We start from the raw sequence: 19,371 nt of genomic DNA, 5'->3' as shown, positions 1-19,371 counted from the left end.
GACTCGGCGCATTGGTGCAGCGCTTGCCTGCAGGCCGTTCCCCACGACCGCCATCCGAACGATGGCCCCAGCGCTCTTGCATGCTAGGCAAAGACAGGGCGCCGGACTAGATCGGTCTGGGATGCATGGTGTTGCGCGCTACGCACCAATGCGGCGAGAACGGCCGGTGTCGCTCGCGTCGAACGTTGCACGACCGCGGGTGCAGCCGATTGGTGCCGATGAGGAACGGGAAAGTGTTCCGATGCGGGTCTACCTGCACATGCGTGCGGATCCTAGTATGACGACACGGCAGTGCGGGCCGATCTTCGGCTTGCGCATGCAGGCAACCCCTCGGTGACGCGACATGCGGCACACCTACGCAATCGGAGGCTTGCGATGGACACTTTGAATATCGGTTGGCCGACGCTTTCACGCGAACCGATTCGTACGGAACCCGACATCGACATAGGCGCGCATCTCGTCAGCGAGCGCGACGGGTACGCGCATCACGGCATCTACGTTGGAGATGGACTGGTTGTTCACTATGGCGGCTTTGATTGCTCCGCGAGGCGGTCTCCGGTGGAATGCATCTCATTGCGTCGCTTCGCGGCGAGCAACACCATCCAAGTTCAGGCGGAGCCGGATGCCATCTATACAGGAATCGCTGTCGTCGAGCGCGCCTGGTCGCGCGTCGGCGAGGATCGCTATCGGCTTCTGACGAACAACTGCGAGCACTTCTGCAGTTGGTGCGTGTGTGGTGTCGGTCACAGCGAGCAGGTGCGCCGCGGTTTGCTGAATCCATGGATCGGCATCCGAACCTTGATCGCGCTCGCGAAGGGACGCACGACGGTCATGCTTTCGATCGCGTGGCGGCATGCGTCGCGCACACTCAAGACCGGGGTGCCGGTGGTCGTCGCGGGCATGTTGTCGGCATGCGCGAACTACGCCGGCATTCACGGCGATGCGGCGATGACCGATCCGCAGCATTACGCGACGCAATGGAGCCTGCCGTTCGAGCAAGGCCGTTGGCCCACTGCGGATTGGGTCGATCAGTTCGGTGACGGCCAGTTGAAGTCCTTGATCGACGAGGCGCTCGAGCGCAGCCCGACGCTCGATCAGGCGCGCGCACGCGTGGCGGCCGCGCAGGCCTACAGCGAATCCGCGCGAGCGGGGACGATGCCGCGCGTCGATGCCAGCTACGCCCTCACCCGCCAGCAGTTTTCCGGTACGGCGCTCGTGCCGCCGCCGTATGGCGGGTCATGGCAGACGGAGAACCGCGGCATCCTGGGCGCTTCGTACGAGCTTGACCTCTGGGGCAAGAAACGCGAGGCGCTGCGCGCGTCGGTGTCCGGCCTGCAGGCGAGCCGCGCCGAGGCGGAAGCGGTCAGGCTGGCGCTTACGACGGCGATCGCACGCACCTATAACGAACTTGCACGCCTGTTCCTGTTGCATGACATCGCGCAACGGGAGATCGCCCAACGCGAGCAGATCGATCGCATCGCCGCGGACCGAATCGCGACCGGGCTCGATACGCAGGTCGAGCGGGAGACCGCCCGCGCCAATCTCGCGACGAGCCGTGCGTTGCTGAAATCGCTCGACGGCCGGATCCTCGCGGCGCGCTACCAGATTGCCGCGCTGCTCGGCGCCGGTCCCGATCGCGGCCTGGGGATCGGGCGCCCGACGCTCGGCACCGGCAACGAGGTACGCGTGCCCGACAATCTGCCCGCGGATCTCGTGAGCCGGCGCCCCGACATCGTGGCTGCCCGGTGGCGTGTCGATGCGCTCGCGCACGGCGTGAAGGAAGCGAAGGCCGAGTTCTATCCGGACATCAACCTGAGCGCCGCGATCGGACTCGATGCGTTCGGCTTCGGCCGCTTCCTGACGGCGGCGAGCCGCACCGCGTCGGTCGGACCGGCTATTCATCTGCCGATCTTCGACGCCGGTGCACTACGCGCGCAACTGAAGGGGCGCTACGCGGACTTCGATCTTGCCGTCGCGACCTATAACCAGGCGCTCGTCACCGCGCTGAGCGAGGTCGCGACGCAAGTCGCCGACGTGCGTTCAACGGACGCAGAGCTGGTCGATGCGCAGACGGCGCAGCAGGCCGCGCTGAAGGCGGCCGCGTTGGCGCTCGCGCAGTACAAGGCCGGTCTCACGAATCAACTGACGGTGTTGAACGCCGACGTCAACGCACTTTCCGCCGATCAGCGCGTCGCGAATCTGCGCATGGACCGCCGCGACCGTCAGATCGCGCTCGCGTCCGCTTTGGGCGGCGGCTTCGTCGACACGTCATTCGCGGGCGCGGGCACATCGGCACATGCCGATGCGCGCGTATCGGCCGTGCCCGCCGCCGCCGCGCGCTGAGCGGCGATCCATCGAATCTGCCTGGAGAATTGAAATGAGCGAAATCGATCCGCCGGTACACAAGCCGGCCGACGCCCCCCGCGCGAATCGTGATACGTCGCCGTCGGGCGGCGACGATGTCGCAAGCGAAGACGCGCCGCGCCGCCGCCGGCTGCTGCTGGCGCTGCTCGGCGTGACGGTCGTGGCGGCGTCGATTGCGTACGCCGCGTACTACCTGACGTTCGCGCGTTACCACGAATCGACCGACGACGCGTACGTCAGCGGCAATCTCGTGCAGCTGACGCCGCAGGTGGCGGGTACCGTCGTCGCGGTGAACGCCGACGATACACAGATCGTGAAGGCGGGCGATCCTGTCGTCACGCTCGACGCCGCCGACGCAAAAGTCGCGCTCGGCAACGCCGAGGCGGCGCTGGGCCAGACCGTGCGCCAGGTGAGCAGTCTCTACGTGAACGACGATCTGTACGCGGCGAACGTCGCGCAGAAGCAGTCCGATCTCGTCCGTGCCCAGGACGACCTGCGTCGTCGCGCGGCCGTTGCCGATACGGGGGCCGTGTCAGCGGAAGACATCGCGCACGCGCGCGACACCGTGGCGGCCGCGCGGGCCGCGCTCGACGCCGCGCGTCGACAGGCGGAGGCCAACCGCGCATTGACCGATCGCACGACGATCGATCAGCACCCGAACGTGCAGGCGGCCGCGTCGAAGGTGCGCGACGCGTATCTGGCCTACGCGCGCAACGTGTTGCCCGCGCCCGTCACCGGCTACGTCGCGAAGCGTTCGGTTCAGGTCGGCCAGCGCGTGTCGCCCGGCACGCCGTTGATGGCGATCGTGCCGCTCGACGGCGTATGGGTCGACGCAAACTACAAGGAAAGCCAGTTGCGCAACATGCGCATCGGTCAACCCGTCACGCTGACGGCCGACGTGTACGGCGGAAAGGTCAAGTATCACGGCCGCGTGGTCGGCTTCTCCGCGGGTACGGGCAGCGCATTCGCGAGCCTGCCCGCGCAGAACGCAACGGGCAACTGGATCAAGATCGTTCAGCGCCTGCCCGCGCGCATCCAGCTCGACCCGAAGGAACTCGACGCGCATCCGCTGCGTATCGGACTGTCGATGGATGTCGACGTGGATACGCGCGACGACACGGGCCCGCAGCTCGGTGCGGCGATCAACACGTCGTATCGCACAGACGTGTTTGCCGAATACGGCGCACAGGCGGATGCCGAGATCGAGAAGATCATCGCGCGCAACGTCGTCGGCGAGCATGCGGCGGCGCAAACTGGCGCGCCGGCGGCTTCCGGCAAGCGCGACGCAAGGGTCGCGCGCGATGCGCGCGACACCGCGCAGCGCGCAAGCTGAATCGTTGACCCGGTGCGCGTCGCTGTCGCGCCCCGGTCGATTCAATCGTCCGACTGGCCGGCTCGACACGCCGGCACAGTCGCAACTTCAGACTGGAAGCGAGATGAATTCCTCAACGCAACCCGCACCGCCGCCGCTGACGGGTGGCAAGCTCGTCCTTGCGACGCTCGCCGTCGCACTCGCGACGTTCATGAACGTGCTCGATTCGTCCATTGCCAACGTGGCGATTCCGACCATCTCGGGAAACCTCGGCGTATCCGTCGACGAAGGCACGTGGGTGATCACGCTGTTCTCGGCGGCCAATGCCGTCGCGATTCCGCTGACGGGCTGGCTCACGCAGCGCGTCGGGCAGATCAGGTTGTTCGTGGCCGCGATCGTGCTGTTCGTGTTCTCGTCGTGGCTGTGCGGCGTCGCGCCGAACCTGCTCGTGCTGCTCGCTGCGCGCGTCCTGCAGGGCGCCGTGGCGGGGCCGCTGATTCCGCTTTCGCAGGCGATCCTGCTGGGTTCGTATCCGAAGGAGAAAAGCTCGACCGCGCTCGCGCTCTGGTCGATGACCGCGACAGTCGGCCCGATTGCCGGTCCCGCGCTGGGCGGCTGGATCACCGACAGCTACAGCTGGTCGTGGATCTTCTACATCAACATTCCGGTCGGCCTGTTCGCGGCGGGCATCACGTGGATGATCTATCGCGACCGCGAGACACAGGTGCGCAAGATTCCTATCGACAAGGTCGGCCTGATGTCGCTGATCGTATGGGTCGCGACGCTGCAGATCATGCTCGACAAGGGCAAGGATCTCGACTGGTTCAGCTCGCCCGTGATCTGCACGCTTGCCGTGATCGCCGCCGTCAGCTTCGTGTTTTTCCTGATCTGGGAGCTCACGGAGCGGAACCCGATCGTCGACATTCGCCTGTTCGCGGTGCGCAATTTCCGCGGCGGCACGATTGCGATCTCGGTTGCATACGCGGTGTTCTTCTCGAACCTCGTGATCCTGCCGCAATGGATTCAGGGCTATCTCGGCTATCGGTCGGTGGACGCCGGGCTCGTGACGGCGCCGCTCGGGATCTTCGCCGTGCTGCTGGCACCGTTGATGGCGAAGATCATGCCGAAGTCGGACGCGCGGGTGCTCGCGACGCTGGCCTTCGTCGGCTTTGCGGGCGTGTTTTTCATGCGCTCGCATTACACGACGGGCGTCGACCCGTATACGCTGGTGCTGCCGACCTTGCTGCAAGGCATTCCGATGGCGCTCTTCTTCACGCCGCTGACCGCGATCATCCTGTCCGGCCTGACGCCCGACCGGATTCCGGCGGCCGCCGGGCTGTCGAATTTCGTGCGCGTGTTCGCGGGCGGCGTCGGCACGTCGCTGATCGCGACCGGATGGAACGACCGGACGATCCTGCATCATGCGCGGCTCGCCGAGCAAACGAGCGTGAACAACCCGACCTACACGAGTGCCGTCGCGCAGCTCCAGGCGATGCTCGGCGTCGGTGTGGATCAGGCCACGGCCTTCTTCGAACGCTCGCTGAACGCGCAGGCCGCGATGCTCGCGCTGAACGACATCTTCTGGGTGTCGTCGATCATCTTCGTCGGTATCATTCCGCTGGTCTGGCTCACCCGGCCGGTCAAGGGCAGCGGCGGCGGGATAGCGGCCGGCGGGCACTGAACGCGGCCGCTGGAACCGCACGGCGACGATCGCCCGGCTTCCGCGGCTGGGGGATATGCCAAACCAGCGAGCGTCGATCCCGGCATGGTGTCCGTCAACATGATGGCCACCATGCCGTCGCATTTGGCCGACTGGCCGGATCGTTGCAGGGAGCCGCCACCCCGTGCTTCAAACGCTTCGTCCAACTGTGATCAAGCCGTTCGAGGCCAGCGCGTGCCTTCATCGTCACGGAAACGCGCCGGATGGCGTTTCGAGCGTGCTGACATCGCTTGTCCGTTACGCCGATCTCACTGCCTGTGTCGGGGAATATGCCCGCCAAGCGTGCAGCGGCGGAAGGGGCGCGTTACCCGCAATCCGAACGACAGGTCGTCTTGCCAGCAGGTTTGCGACAAGCGGTGCAGTCGCCGCATGGCGCAACTGTGATCGAAAAAGCCGTGTCAGGTCTGCCGAGGATGCGACCGGGAAGAGGCGTGAAGCTGGGGGAGGGAAGGTTGCGATACCAATGTCCGGCGCGCGCTGCACGAGCGGATGAAGGCGTCATGGCGGTGTTGTCGGTCGCCAGCCGAATCGGCGGCCCGCAGGCCGCCAACGGTGCGATACCACGCTGCCCGGGAACCTGGGCGCGCCACGGGGCCACGGAGTCAATACGTGAAGGCTTTCTGCTTTTCCGGGCCGATTGCCGCGTCGTTCATCGCGACCATCGGTTCCACGTCGAAGCCCTCGACGCGCCACGCATCGATACCGCCGGTGAGCGGCAGGGCGAGCTTGACGCCGGACAGCCGCAACTGCCTGGCCACCGACGCGGCAGACGTTTCGTGCGGGCACGCGCAATAGATGACGAGCGTCCGGTTCGTGCCATAGCGCTCCATGATCTGGCGGGGCTTGCGTTCATCGCCGATCACCGCGCCCGGAATGACGAACGGATCGAGCATTCTCCGCTCGGCGGAACGGATATCGATCACGGCCGGCCGCGGATTGTTCGCGAGCAGCGCATGCAGTTCGCCCGCGCTGATCCGCGCTTTCCCGAGCGCGCTTGCCAGCATTCGCCGGCGGCAATATCCGTACACGAAATACAGCGGCGGTGCGATGGCGATCACGATGAGCACGTGCCAGCCGAGACGGGCGACAAAGGCGAAGACCGCGTCGATCTGCGACGCGAACAGCGTGCCGATTGCCAGCCCGATCGACGCCCACAGCGCGACGCCGACGCAATCGTGCAGGACAAAGGCGCGCAACCTGACGGCCATCGCGCCGCAAAGCGGAACGGCCACGAGCGACAGGCCGGGTACGAACCGCGCGACCACGAGCACGCGAACGCCCCAGCGGCCGAAAAAGCGCTCGGTCGTCCGGACGCACGCGTCGCGCGACGGCGTCAGTTTGCAGACGGTGTGAAGCGTGCGCTTGCCGTAGCGCTTCCCACCCTGGTACCAGACCAGGTCGCCGAGCAGGCCGCCAACCACGGCGGCGGCCAGTAGCGCCGAGAAATGCAGCAGCGCCGACGACGCGACATGGGTCACGAGCGCGATGCCCGCGCCCACTGTGACCAAGGTCGGAATGGCAGGCAGCGGCAGGCCGAGCGACGATCCGAGCACGTTCAGGAATACGACCAGCGTGCCGTACCTCGCGATCATTTCATGCGACATCATGGTGCTCTCCTTGCGGCGGGCGCATGCGCGATCTCGACGATCGGTCGTTGCGCCGCCTGAAGCGGTCCTGCAGGCGCGGTACCGCGAGTCGGGAACGGCGCCGGCGGGCCGCCGGTCACGCGTCGCCGGTGCGCGGCCGACCGCCTGGCTCGCCCGCGGCTGGCGTCGATACGGGTTACCCGGCGACGGACGATTCCTTCTCCGGCGCAAGGTGTTCCGCGGGAGCGGCATGCCTGCCGAGGTTGCCGGCTTCGTCGACGTCGTGCCGATAGCGGTGCACGTCCCGCGTGACGAAGCCGATTTCCCGGCTCGGAATCTCGAACCACTCCGGGTGTCCGAACGAACGGCGAATATCCTCGAGACCGCTCGCCCAATGCTCGCGCATCGTGTCCTTGCTGAACTCATAGTCCTTGTAGTGCCCCTCGAACGTCTTGTTCTTGTAGATCAGGTGCACCACGTTCACGGCACTGCCGTCCGCCGTCTTCTGCGCCTCCCGCAGCAGCGGGTGGGCAAGCCGCACGTGTTCGGGAATATGTTCGAGCAGTGCCTTGATCATCTGCGCATGCTTCTGGTTCTGCGACATGAACGCGGTGATCGCGCGCGTGCGGCTCGAATACTGAATGTCCTTGGTGCGTTCGCTGACATCGAGGAAGTCGCCCGGCAACTTGCCGCGCGCGCTCCACAGATCGAGCTGGAAAACGAGCGTGTCCCTGTGCTGGCTTTCGCGGATGATCTCGGTGAGCGGCGTATTGGAAACGAGACCGCCGTCCCAGTAGAACTCGCCATCGATCTCGACGGCCGGAAAGCCCGGCGGCAGCGCGCCGGAGGCGATGAAATGCTCCGGCGCCAGGCGCATCTTCGTATTGTCGAAATAGACGAGATTGCCCGTTCGCACGTTGACCGCTCCGACGGATACGCGAATGTTCCCGTCGTTGATGCGGTCGAAGTTGGCGTACCGCAGGAGCGTTTCACGCAACGCCGACGTGTCGTAATAGCTGACCTGGTCGGGACGCTTTCCGCCGAACCCGGCGAAGGGCACGTGCATGCGCGGCGAGAAGAATCCGTCCTGGCCTTCCATCAGCGTGCGCGCGGCGGCCCATGCGCTCGACCACCTGCGCCCCACGTCGGCAAGCCCGGGCCACGCCGACATGCACGCGCCGACGTGAGCGAACGGATCTCCCGGCTGGCTGATGGTGTTCCAGAAGCCGCGAAGCGCGTCGGTGCGGTCCGCCGGCGCATTGCCGGCGATGATCGCCGTATTCAGCGCGCCGATCGATACGCCGGCGATTCGCGTCGGCTCCACGCCGACTTCGGCCATGCCTTCATACACGCCGGCCTGATATGAGCCGAGTGCGCCGCCACCCTGCAGCACGACTCCGATTTCGTCATACGGGGGAAGCTTGATGCGATGGGCCTGCTTCAGCTTGTTACGCTGGCTCGAATACATGATGTCCTCCTTACTGCATGAACCAGCCGTGGCTGACGACGATCGATTGTCCGGTGAGCGCGTTCGACTCGAAGCCGGCCAGGAACGCAACCGTGTGCGCGACATCGGCCGCCGACGTGAATTCGCCGTCGACTGTCTCCCTCAACATCACGTCCTTAACGACCTGCTGTTCCGAGATGCCCAGCGCCTTCGCCTGCTCGGGAATCTGCTTGTCGACCAGCGGCGTCCTGACGAAGCCCGGGCACACGACATTGGCGCGTACGCCGCGCGGCCCGCCTTCCTTCGCGACGACGCGCGCGAGACCGAGCAACCCGTGCTTCGCGGTCACGTAGGCGGACTTCAGCGGCGAGGCCTCGTGCGAATGCACCGAGCCCATGTAGATCACCGTGCCACCCTTGTTCGACGCGTACATGTGCCTGATGGCGGCACGCGTCGTCAGGAATGCCCCGTCCAGGTGAACGGCCAGCATCTTCTTCCAGTCGGAAAATGCGTAGTCCTCGATCCGGTTGACGATCTGGATGCCCGCGTTCGACACGAGCACGTCGATGCTGCCCAGCCGGTTCACCGTTTCGGCCATGCTGGCTTCGACGGCTTCCTCGCTGGTGACGTCCATCGCGATCGCCAATGCCTTGCCGCCGGCCGCGACGATATCGTCTGCAACCTTGCGGGCGGCCGCGAGGTTCAGATCGGCGATCACGACGGTCGCGCCGTCCGCCGCAAGCTTGCGTGCGCACAGATCGCCGATACCGCTTGCCGCGCCCGTCACGAGCGCGACCTTGTCATTCAGTGCCATACGTCCTCCGGAGGTTTACTGGTTGACCGCGAGCTTCAGCGACGCGGCGGGGGCGAGGTAGTCGTGAGCCACTTCGCCGATATCGAGCGTGAGATGCGCGATGACGTGGCGCGCGCCGATCACCTTGCGGACCGGCAAATCGGCAACCGACGCGAGCGCGTGCGGATGCAGTTCGAGCGCGGCGGGTCCCTCCCATGCGCCGATCACGTCGACATCGCGCAGGACGAAGCGCACCAGCTCGCAGATGCGCGCGGATCCGTCGACGTGCGGAATGACCTTGAGCAGATAGTTGGGCGTGTCGGCGAGCTTGCGGCGTTCGGTTTCCGTGTCGAGCGCGCGGTACTTGTAACCCATCGTGCCGGTGGCGATGCGCTGCGTGCCGTAGTCGAGCGTGCCGAGCAGCGTGTCCTTGCCGTCGACGCAGAGCCGTGGCGACGCCAGTTTCTTCGGAAATCCCCAGATTTCCCGTCCGGCGGCGATCGGGCCTTCGTCGTCGAGGTACATCGCATGCGTGAAATTGGCGCGCGTGCCGTTCTCGTCCAGAACGGAGATCACCTGGCCGCTTTCGGTGTAGTCACCGAATCCAGACGAATCAGGCATCCGAATGAACTCGTAGTGGACGACGGCCCGGTCGACCGTCAGCGGTTCCGGGACGACGGCCCGGAGGGCGTCCATGTCCGTCTCGTACGAGATGATGAAATACTCACGATTGACGAATCGGAAGGGCGGACGCGGGTAAGCCGGGTTATGCACGGGCATCGCGAACGCGTTGCTGCGGATATCTTCTTCTGTCACGGATCGTTCCTCGGTTGGTGAGGTGCCGGGTGATGCCATGGCAACAGCCCTGGCTGCCGCGGCCAATGACGCGCGACGACGCAACGCGGCGCACACGGCCGCGCGAGTCGCACGTCGCTCTTGCGGTGTCGTGTCCGTTTCCCGGACGGGAGCGGACATGCATGCACGGCCACCGTCAGCGCCAAGCGTAGGCGATGTGCTCGTGCGACAGTAGCGCCGGGAAGGACCTCATCATGTTGTCGCGATGGCAACAATCGACGAACGGAGGGTGACGCGACGAGAGACGCCTGACGCGTTACAGCGCGATGATCGTGCGGCTCGACGGGGCGCGCGCGTGTTCTCCGAGCATCGCTTTCAGATCGCGTTCGATCGTGCTGCACAGCGTTGAAATGGGCACGTCGTTGGCGCCGCCTTCGAACGGGTTCTCCGTGCTTTCGCCAACCTGCTCGAGCGAGGTGTACATCCAGGAAACGGCGACGCTGCACGGCACGACCAGCCAGACCATGTTGCCGTGCATGAAACCGCTCACGCCGTCGTTCAACCGGTTGAATTCGTTCAGCAAACCGAACGGAAGCGAGAGGCAGAAGAACCGGACGAACAGGGAGCTGACGGTCGCATACTGACGCGGGTAGGGAAAGTTCTTGAAGCGTTCCGATCTTGCCTGGAGGTCGATGAAGTCGCCGACGGTCTTCTGAAGCTCCATGAAGAAGTTCGAATCCAGATGGCCGGCCATGTGAAGCGTCGTGAGCGAAGTGCCCTGCAGGCTCAGCACGAACGTTGCGATGCAAGGCGACGCGAGCGCCTGTTCCGTTTCGGTCGAGGAGAGATACTTCGGCAACAATTCCCTGATGTCCTTTTCCCACTCGGGAACGCGATAGAATCGGCGGTACTCGGCGTTGTAGCGTTTGTTCGTGCTTTCCCAGATGCGCGGGCGGCGCAGGTCATAGCGCAGCGCGGTCAGCCATGCCAGGTGGCGATCGACGAGTTTTCGGGCGATCTCGTCATCGGTGACGAAATCGCGAGCGAGTTGGCCCCAGCGACGGCTCTTGCTCAGGATATCGGTCCAGATTTCCAGCGCGTCCATCGCGCGGTTGTACGTTTGAACGTTCTTGAAGCCGACGATGAACGACGTCGCGGTTCCGAGCAGAACCACGATCGTCAGAGGGATCGATAGCCACGTAACGGAGAAGAACTTGTACAGGACAACCGGAACCGAACCGAAAATGAGCAGCTCGTAAATTTTCCAGCGTGTCCAGATCAGGAACTCCGACAGTTTGTACGATTTCCCCATGTGCATTTTATTTGCCTCATCGTTGATTCAGGTGGATGACGAAGACGGCGTTCGAGTCGCGTGCGATCGTTCGCCGACATCATGCCTGCGATCGATCCATGCGGCGTGTGACGGATTGGTGCCGAAGCGGCAACATCGTGAGCACGACTGCGGATCTACTGCGCAATGCCATGTCGACCTACGATGATTTTGCGCGGCGAGTTGCCGCCATCGACATCAACCGAGGGCAATGATCATGTCGCAGAAGATCCTAATAGTGGGTGCCGGCTTTGCCGGCGTGTGGGGTGCACTGGGTGCCGCGCGGGTGCTGGATGGTGCCGGTGTGACGAGCGGCGACGTCGAGATCACGTTGATCTCGCCGAAACCGGAACTGCAGATTCGGCCGCGTCTGTACGAAAGCGAACCACAGCGGATGGCCGCGCCGTTGCTGCCGCTGCTCGATGCGGTCGGCGTGAAGTTTCTCGAAGGCAGCGTCGAGGAAATTTGCGTCGGCGAGAAGACGGTCGGCGTCGCGTGCGCCAACGGCGAGCGACGTCTGCTCGCGTATGACAGGTTGTTGTTGACGAGCGGCAGCAGGTTGAGCAAACCGCCGGTGCCGGGGCTCGCGGAACACGCGTTCTCAGTTGCTCGCATCGAGGACGCCGTCGCGCTCGACGACCACTTCGCGGCGCTCGCAAAATTGCCGGAATCGCCGGCACGCAATACGGTCGTGGTGGTCGGCTGCGGCTTCACGGGTATCGAGGTCGCCACCGAGTTGCCCAAGCGCTTGCGCGAGTGGTTCGGCCCGCAGACGATGGGGCGTGTCGTCGTGATCGGCGCGCAGGACGACATCGGTCCCGATCTCGGTCCCAATCCTCGGCCGTATGTCGCCGAAGCCTTCGCGTCGCTAGGCGTCGAGGCCGTGCTCGGATCGCGCGTCGTGTCGGTGGCGGCCGATGGCGTTCGTACCGCGTCGGGCACGCACATCGAAGCCATGACCGTGATCTGGGCTGGCGGAATGCAGGCGAGCCCGCTGACGTCGCAGGTCTCCTCGCATCGAGACCCGCTCGGGCGCGTCGAAGTCGCACCGGATCTTCGCGTGCCGGAAGCGCCGCACGTATTCGTCGCGGGAGACGTGGCGCGCGCGCGCAGCGACGACGACGGGCACTATGCGCTGATGTCTTGCCAGCACGCGATCGTGATGGGGCAATTCGGCGGGCACAACGTCGCGGCGGATCTGATCGGCGTGCCGACGCTGGAATATCGGCAGCCGTTCTATGCGACATGCGTCGACCTGGGCGACTGGGGTGCCGTGTACTCGGAAGGCTGGGATCGACAAATCAAACTGACGCGTGCCGAAGGAAAGGCGCGCAAGCAGGTGATCAACACGCAATGGATCTATCCGCCGGCACCGATTCGGGCCGAGGCGCTGGCGGCCGGTAATCCGCAGGCATCGTTCGATTGACCGGTTGCCCCCGCGCGTATCGCGAGATGTGCGCGGGGGCGTCGCGCCGTTGCGGCAACGGACGACGCGCTGCCCCGGCACGACGAGCGCCAGGTCAGTCGACGACGGTCACGATATTGACGGTGCCTTGCCGGGCCATCTTCGCATACGGGCACAAGCGTTCCGCGGTTCGAACCAATTCTTCCGCGATGCTTCGATCGACGCCCGGCATCCGCACCCGAACGTCGACGAGCAACGCATAGCCGCCATCCATGGGATCGCGGCCGAACGAGACTTGCACCTCCACGGCGGTATCGGCGGTTTCCATATCGGCGCGTTTCTCGAGCAGATTGAGCGCGCCGTGGAAGCACGCGGCGAAGCCTGCCGCGAACAACTGCTCAGGATTGGTTCCGTTGCCGGGCCCGCCAAACTCGGTGGGCAGGCGCAGGTCGACGGCGAGATTTCCGTCGTCCGAGCGGACCACGCCGGAAGCGCGGCCATGTCCCGTCTCGCCGCCGGACACGGTGACGGTCGTGGTGTAAAGCGGTTGAAAATCCCGACCTCGATATCTGTCGAGGAGGGAAAGCGGCGGGGCTTGCAGCTTGTTGTCATCCATGGTGCGTGCTCGAATTCGGCGACATGCTCCGACCCTCGGTCATTCGGGCGTCGAAACGTCTTGCGAAGGGGCTGGGCGGCCCGGGCAAGTAGCGTATTCAGGGAATGGCGGGCGCGGCTGATTGTCTGAGGAACGCGGCAATCTTCCGGTGCAGCCCGATTCCCGGTTCGTCTACGGGAGAAAGACGTTTCCATGCTAGAGGCGCGCACCGGGTGGCGGTACGGCCGTTCCGGGCGATTGTATGTTTCCCGTTGGACACCAATCCGGACCGCGCCGTGAATTTCAACGAGGCGCCCGGCGGCAGCGGTTGCCGGCACGCCTGGCCGCACGCCATTGGTGCACGCCGCGCGTCAGCGGCCCAGGCACGCGCGCAGCGTTTTGGCGTGACGTTGTGCTTCGTCCGCGTCGCCGATGTTCGCGAACCCGATGACGAGGCCGCGCGGCGTTTGCTGCGTGTGGCTGTTCGTGTACCAGATCGACAGCGGCAGGACCGCGAGCCCGGCTTCGCGGGCACGCGCGGCGACGGCGACGTCGTCGACCGGCCCGTCGGGCCCCGCCGTGAACCGCACCGCGAACTGGATGCCGCCAGGCGGCAACTCGACGATCAGCCGCTCGCCGAATGCCTGCCGTAATGCGTGCACGATCAGCGTGCGGCGCTCGCCGTACAGCGTGCGCATGCGCTTCAGGTGCCGGGCGAAGTGACCCTGTTCGATGAAATCGGCCAGGGCTGCCTGCAGGAGCGCAGGCGAGCCGGCGTTCATGCTGCAGGCCACGCGTTCGACGCGCTCCACCGCACGCTCCGGCACGACCGCGTACGCGAGCCGCAAGCCGGGATACATCGCTTTGCTGAAGGTACTGCAATAGATCACGTGATCGCGCCGGTCGAGACTCTTCAGCGCCTGCAGCGGGCGGCCCAGATAGCGGAACTCGCTGTCGTAGTCGTCCTCGACGATCCACCCCGACGTCTTTTCGGCCCAGTCCAGCAGCGCGATGCGGCGGGGCAGCGACAGCGTATGCCCGAGCGGGCTCTGATGCGACGGCGTCACGAGTGCGAAGCGCGCGTGCGCGTCCAGTTGCAGGCCGCGTTCGACGTCGATTCCCTCGGCATCCACCGGCACCGGGACGAGTTCCACGCCCGTCTCGGACAGGAAACTGCGTGCGAGCAGATAGCCGGGGTCTTCGAACCAGACGCGGTCGTTCGGGCGTGCGAGGCTGCGCAGCACGAGTTCCAGCGTGGCACGGTAGCCGCTGGTGATGAACACCTGTTCCGGCACGCAGGTGACGCCGCGCGACAGCCCCAGGTAGGTGGCGATGTGTTCGCGCAGCGGCCGATAACCGGCCGGATTCGGGTAGCCCAGCAGCGCGCGATCACCGCTGCGCGCGCGCAGCGACACGAGGCGGTGCCAGACCTTGCGCGGAAACGCGTCGAGGGCAGGGACCCCGGGCTGCAACGGGCGCGGCTCGCCGCTCATCGCGACGGCGATCGGTTGCGCGCGCCGCGGCGGCGGGCTGTCGCGCGACACGCCCGGCGCCTGAAGCACGCCGGCGTTGTCGACGGGCGCTCCCGATGCGTCGTCACGCGCGGGCGTTGCCCGCGGCAGCGATTTCGGCAGGGACGGCGAGACGAACGTGCCTGCCGCGCCGCGCATCTGCAGATATCCCTCGTCGACCAGGATCGTGTAGGCCTGTTCGACCGTGCCGCGCGCCGTGTTCAGTTGCGTCGCGAGGCCGCGCAGCGCCGGCACGCGATCGCCGGGACGCAGGTGGCCCGCGGCAATCGCGGTTCTGAACCGCTCGCAGATCTGCAGATAGATCGGCAACTGATGCTGCCGGTCGATTTCGATGGTCAGCGTGAAGGGTTGCGCAGACATGACGCTCTCGTGGATGACGGGGACAGACACAGCATGGACCAGTCCGATCGACGATTCTTGGCACTGCTGGATAGGACATGATTCTTCCACAATTGCGCCACGCGATGGACGGTCATCACCGTATTCACCCGATCCGGCAACCGTCACCTCCCCGTCACATTCGAATGCAATCCACTCGTCAGGAGATTTTGCGATGAAGATCGTTGTCATCGGCGGTTCGGGCCTGATCGGCTCACGTGTCGTCACGCTGCTTGGCGAAGCCGGCCACCAGGCGCTGGCCGCATCGCCGCGCACCGGCGTCAATACCATCACGGGCGAGGGCCTGACCGACGCATTGACGGACGCGGACGTCGTCGTGGACGTGGCGAACGCGCCGTCATGGGAACCGCAGGCAGTGCTGGACTTCTTCCGCACGTCGGCGCGTAATCTCGGCAAGGCCGAAGTGGCTGCAGGGGTGCGCCATCACGTCGCGCTGTCGATCGTCGGCTGCGACCGGATGCCGGAGAACGGCTATTTCTTGGCCAAGGTCGCGCAGGAACAGGCGATCGAGGCGGCGGGCGTGCCGTACACGATCGTACGCGCGACGCAATTCATGGAATTCATCGGCGGCATCGCGGATTTCGGCACCGAAGACGGCACCGTGCGCATCGGCGACGGACTGTTCCAGCCAATCGCCGCCGAAGACGTGTCGGCGCTCGTCGCGCAGGCCGCGCTCGCCGGGCCGCAGAACGGCACGATCGAGATCGCGGGCCCGGATCGTGCGCCGTTCGCGGAGATCGTCGCGCGCTACCTGAAGTCGGTCGGCGACACGCGCGCGGTGGTGACCGATCGCGACGGCCGCTACTACGGCGGCCGCGTCGAGGAAACCTCGCTGGTGCCGCTCGGGGCCGCGCGGCTCGGCCGCATCGGTCTCGACCAGTGGCTGGCAAGAAGCTGATTCACGTTCCCACGTGTGGGGATTCGCCGGCGCACGCCGGTGACGGGCAACCGGAGTGAGCGACATGTCTGAGGAAGCGGAAATGAGCCAAACGGAACCATCGGAACACGGCGCGCGTCGCGACCTGGCCGGTCGTGCCGATGCACTCTCGGCGAGCTTCGGTGCGAGCTACGCGGGCATCCTTGCGTTCGTCGCGGTGGCGAGCGAGGGGAGTTTTACTAAAGCCGCCGAGCTTCTCGGCGTCGGCCGGCCTGCCGTGAGCCGGAACGTCCAGAAGCTCGAGGCGCAGTTAAGTACGCGGCTGTTCCAGCGGACCACGCGCATGACCGAACTGACGTGTGAAGGCCAGCGATTCTTCGAGAACTGCCACCAGGGCGTCGCGCAGATCGTCGAAGCGATGAACGACATGCTGGAACTGCGGCAGGGGCCGCCGCGCGGCCTGATTCGCATCAGTTCGGCAGTGGGATTCGGCAGGAAGATTGTGGCGCCGCTGCTGGAGACGTTCGCGCACGCCTATCCGGACATCGTCATCGATCTGCTGCTGGACGACCGGCCAGTCGACCTGGTGTCCGAGCGGATAGACGTATCGTTCCGTAACGGCCGCATCGAGGACTCGAGCATCATCGCCCGGCAACTGATTCCGATGCAGATGGCGCTATGCGCAGCACCATCGTACGTGGCGAGGCACGGGCTCCCGCAGAGCGTCGAGGATCTCGACCGGCATGAATGCATCAACTTCCGTTTTGCCAGCGGCCGCGTCTTCGAATGGGAATTCAACGTCGATGGCCGAGTACAGAAGTACCTGCCGACCTCACGCCTCACGTTCAATGACGCAGACCTCGTTTTGCAGGCGGTGCTGAACGGATCGGGCATCGCGCAGATGGCGGGCTACCAGATTCGCGACCATCTCGCGTCGAAGGAGCTCGTCGTCGCGCTAGCGAAGCATGTGCCGGAGGATCGCGGCCACTACATCTGCTATCTGAGCCGCCAACACCTGCCGACGCGCATCCGGATCTTCGTCGACTTCATGACCGAGCAGATTCGCGCGCTCGACCTGAACTGCATGACGCAGTTCAATCCGGAGATCCCGAAGGCGTCATCGGCGGGACTGGCTGCTTGAAGATGTCGTCGAGGAGTTGCACGGTTCGGCCGTCGAGCATCAGCCACGAGTGATCAGATCGTGTCACGTTACCGGTGTCGGCTTGGCCTGAGTACGCAGTCACTCGGCGTGGACGATCTAAAGTTGATTTGCGCCATCCGCGCTATCTCCCATGCGCTAGGTTGGCATGCGACATCCAAGGCATCCTTAATTACAAACTCAATATATTTCGGATTTCGAATTAATTTGACATAAGGTAGATGATCAGCGGTCACGATGTAGGTCCCAAGTTCAAATGTCCGCTTTGGGGGTGCGGCGGAATTCTTGGACTGGTTTATGTGGTCAGCCCGAGGCTTGCTCGGTATTCGATCGGACTGCGTGCACCAAGCGAGATCTTGATCCGTTTCTCGTTGTACCAGCGAATGTACGAGTCAACGACCGCAATGAATTGGTCGGTGCTGACGGTCTGCCAGTCTCGAGGGTAAAACAGTTCCGTCTTCAGCCGTCCAAAGAAACCTTCGCACGCCGCGTTATCGGGCGAGCACCCCTTGCGCGACATTGAGCGCGTCAGATTGGCCTTGCGTATCCGAGTAAGCCAACCTGGCCAGCGATAGTGCGCGCCGCGATCTGAATGGACCACAGGCCGGCTGTTGCTACTTCCAATTGCTTCGATGGCGGCATCGAGCATCGTATTTACAAGCTCGGCGTCGGGGCGCGTACCGATCGACCAGCTGATCACCAGTCCATCGAAGCAATCAATGACCGGAGACAGATAGACTTTACCGGCAGGAATCTGGAACTCCGTGATGTCTGTGAGCCATTTTTCATTCGGTGCTGCGGCCCGGAAATCCCGATTGATCAGGTTTTCTGGAGCCGGACCTATTTCCCCGGCATAGGATCCGTATCGACGTCGCCTCGTTGTGGCTGCGCTTAGCTGCTCCTGCTTCATCAACCGCCGAACGACCTTCTCCGAGATGAAGACCTTCTGCCTGCCCAGTGCAGCGCGGACTCGACGATATCCGTAGCAGCGGTGATTCAGCTCAAAGATGTCTGCGATGGCACGGCGTACGCCAGCATACTTGTCGGCAGTTTGTATCCGTGCCCGGTGGTAGAAGTAGGAGCTGCGTGCGAGCCCCAATTGGGCAAAAAGCTCCGATAGCGTGTAGGTCTGTTTCAGGGCATCAACCAGCGCTGTCTTCTCCCGATTCGTCAGGAGTTGCGGGTTGATGCCCAGGCCTTTTTTTAATATTTCGTTGGCCTTCTTCAGGATGTCGTGTTCGATCTGGAGCTTTCGGATGTCTCGTCGGAGTGATTCGACCTGCTGCTCCAGCGTCGCCTTCTCGGAGCTCTGAGGCGAATCGTTGCGGCGTGTCATGGTTGAAACAGCCTCCTGACCGAGTAACCGAGTTCTCCAGTTGTACAACGTTGGGCGGCTCACGCCAATCTTTTTGGCAACTTCGTCTGCGCTTCCTCGTCGAGTGCACAGATCGATGACCGCTGTTTGCCTGAGCTCTGGTGTATGCCGAATACCCGAAGCCTTACCGAGGACGCGTTTCTTTCGCTCAGGATGCAGCTCATCAAGCCATGTGACGAGCGTCCCGCGTCCCGGATACCCCAAGGCCTTCGTCGTTGCTGCCAGACACTGGCCATGGGTCATAAAGTGGTCCGTGGCCGCCTGCTTTTGTTCCACCGAATAGCGCGGCCTCAGGCAGATACGTTTCTTCGGCAAGTCCAGACATCGCTCGTACATCTGATACCAGCGTTCGAGCGATTTCGTTGTTGGATAGCCAAGTTGACGAACGGTCGCGGTAAGGCGCTTTCCAAGCTTCAAGTAGAGCTTGACTGCTCGGATGCGTTCTTCGTATGAGTACATGGACTAGCTCCTGATAGTCCAAGAATTCCGCCGCACCCCCTTTTGGCTACATGGAAACGTCCGCTTTGAGCCATTTTGCCCGCTGCGAACTGCTGCGCCGACAGCAATGCCTGCATTAGACGTCACCTCGTTGCTCGCGAAGCACTCGCGAAATGTGTGCGTCATCCGGCGACCCATGTTCAGGATAAAGCTGGCAAAATGGAAACTATTGGGCCGTTTATGG

General features: G+C 64.3%; 14 protein-coding genes. 6 read left to right on the top strand and 8 right to left on the bottom strand.

Translation table 11 applies throughout. From position 1 onward, the window contains the following. Positions 1 to 375 precede the first annotated feature (375 nt). From WK25_RS15995 to WK25_RS15985, 3 genes are all read left to right on the top strand, one after another. On the top strand, positions 376 to 2,343 hold the full coding sequence (locus tag WK25_RS15995; RefSeq protein ID WP_083253031.1) for an efflux transporter outer membrane subunit: 1,968 nt from the start codon (positions 376 to 378) through the stop codon (positions 2,341 to 2,343). 34 nt (positions 2,344 to 2,377) lie between these two features. Further along, entirely contained in the window at positions 2,378 to 3,697 is a 1,320-nt protein-coding gene (locus WK25_RS15990) for an HlyD family efflux transporter periplasmic adaptor subunit (RefSeq protein WP_069242426.1), read from the top strand. A gap of 103 nt (positions 3,698 to 3,800) precedes the next feature. Continuing rightward, complete coding sequence (locus WK25_RS15985; RefSeq protein ID WP_069242425.1) at positions 3,801 to 5,357, top strand: DHA2 family efflux MFS transporter permease subunit; 1,557 nt, start codon at positions 3,801 to 3,803, stop codon at positions 5,355 to 5,357. A gap of 641 nt (positions 5,358 to 5,998) precedes the next feature. Here the strand turns inward: WK25_RS15985 and WK25_RS15980 are convergent. From WK25_RS15980 to WK25_RS15960, 5 genes are all read right to left on the bottom strand, one after another. Continuing rightward, complete coding sequence (locus tag WK25_RS15980; RefSeq protein ID WP_069242077.1) at positions 5,999 to 7,003, bottom strand: VTT domain-containing protein; 1,005 nt, start codon at positions 7,001 to 7,003, stop codon at positions 5,999 to 6,001. A 175-nt stretch (positions 7,004 to 7,178) separates the two neighbouring features. Beyond that, positions 7,179 to 8,450 carry a DUF3734 domain-containing protein gene (locus WK25_RS15975; RefSeq protein WP_069242076.1) on the bottom strand — a complete coding sequence of 424 codons (1,272 nt, stop codon included), beginning with the start codon at positions 8,448 to 8,450 and terminating at the stop codon, positions 7,179 to 7,181. A gap of 10 nt (positions 8,451 to 8,460) precedes the next feature. After that, the gene (locus WK25_RS15970; RefSeq protein ID WP_069242075.1) at positions 8,461 to 9,243 is read right to left on the bottom strand and encodes a 3-hydroxybutyrate dehydrogenase; all 783 of its coding nucleotides are present in this window, start codon (positions 9,241 to 9,243) and stop codon (positions 8,461 to 8,463) included. Between the two features lie 15 nt (positions 9,244 to 9,258). After that, positions 9,259 to 10,038 (bottom strand): acetoacetate decarboxylase, encoded by a 780-nt coding sequence (locus WK25_RS15965; protein ID WP_156789061.1) that lies wholly within the window; start codon positions 10,036 to 10,038, stop codon positions 9,259 to 9,261. A gap of 295 nt (positions 10,039 to 10,333) precedes the next feature. Next, positions 10,334 to 11,335, bottom strand: a complete 1,002-nt coding sequence (locus WK25_RS15960; RefSeq protein WP_069242073.1) for a bestrophin family protein — start codon at positions 11,333 to 11,335, stop codon at positions 10,334 to 10,336. Between the two features lie 229 nt (positions 11,336 to 11,564). On the opposite strand from WK25_RS15960, the gene WK25_RS15950 reads away from it, so the two are divergent. Continuing rightward, entirely contained in the window at positions 11,565 to 12,773 is a 1,209-nt protein-coding gene (locus WK25_RS15950) for an NAD(P)/FAD-dependent oxidoreductase (RefSeq protein ID WP_069242424.1), read from the top strand. 94 nt (positions 12,774 to 12,867) lie between these two features. On the opposite strand, the gene WK25_RS15945 is transcribed toward WK25_RS15950, so the two are convergent. Both WK25_RS15945 and WK25_RS15940 read right to left on the bottom strand, forming a co-directional pair. Then, a complete protein-coding gene (locus WK25_RS15945) occupies positions 12,868 to 13,368 on the bottom strand; it encodes an Ohr family peroxiredoxin (protein ID WP_069242071.1) in 501 nt (166 codons plus the stop codon). 350 nt (positions 13,369 to 13,718) lie between these two features. Then, positions 13,719 to 15,239, bottom strand: coding sequence for a PLP-dependent aminotransferase family protein (locus tag WK25_RS15940; protein ID WP_069242070.1), 1,521 nt, complete (start codon positions 15,237 to 15,239; stop codon positions 13,719 to 13,721). Positions 15,240 to 15,432: 193 nt separating this feature from the next. Between WK25_RS15940 and WK25_RS15935 the strand changes: the two genes are divergently transcribed. Both WK25_RS15935 and WK25_RS15930 read left to right on the top strand, forming a co-directional pair. Next, on the top strand, positions 15,433 to 16,176 hold the full coding sequence (locus tag WK25_RS15935; RefSeq protein WP_069242069.1) for an SDR family oxidoreductase: 744 nt from the start codon (positions 15,433 to 15,435) through the stop codon (positions 16,174 to 16,176). 82 nt (positions 16,177 to 16,258) lie between these two features. Next, positions 16,259 to 17,296 carry a LysR family transcriptional regulator gene (locus WK25_RS15930; RefSeq protein WP_069242423.1) on the top strand — a complete coding sequence of 346 codons (1,038 nt, stop codon included), beginning with the start codon at positions 16,259 to 16,261 and terminating at the stop codon, positions 17,294 to 17,296. A 313-nt stretch (positions 17,297 to 17,609) separates the two neighbouring features. On the opposite strand, the gene WK25_RS15925 is transcribed toward WK25_RS15930, so the two are convergent. Beyond that, positions 17,610 to 19,148 carry an IS3 family transposase gene (locus tag WK25_RS15925; RefSeq protein WP_069241414.1) on the bottom strand — a complete coding sequence of 513 codons (1,539 nt, stop codon included), beginning with the start codon at positions 19,146 to 19,148 and terminating at the stop codon, positions 17,610 to 17,612. Positions 19,149 to 19,371 lie beyond the last annotated feature (223 nt).

The organism is Burkholderia latens, assembly GCF_001718795.1.
Taxonomy (GTDB): Bacteria; Pseudomonadota; Gammaproteobacteria; order Burkholderiales; family Burkholderiaceae; genus Burkholderia; species Burkholderia latens_A.
The sequence above is the reverse complement of the archived record's forward strand: the minus strand, read 5'-3'. Positions and strand labels throughout refer to the sequence as shown.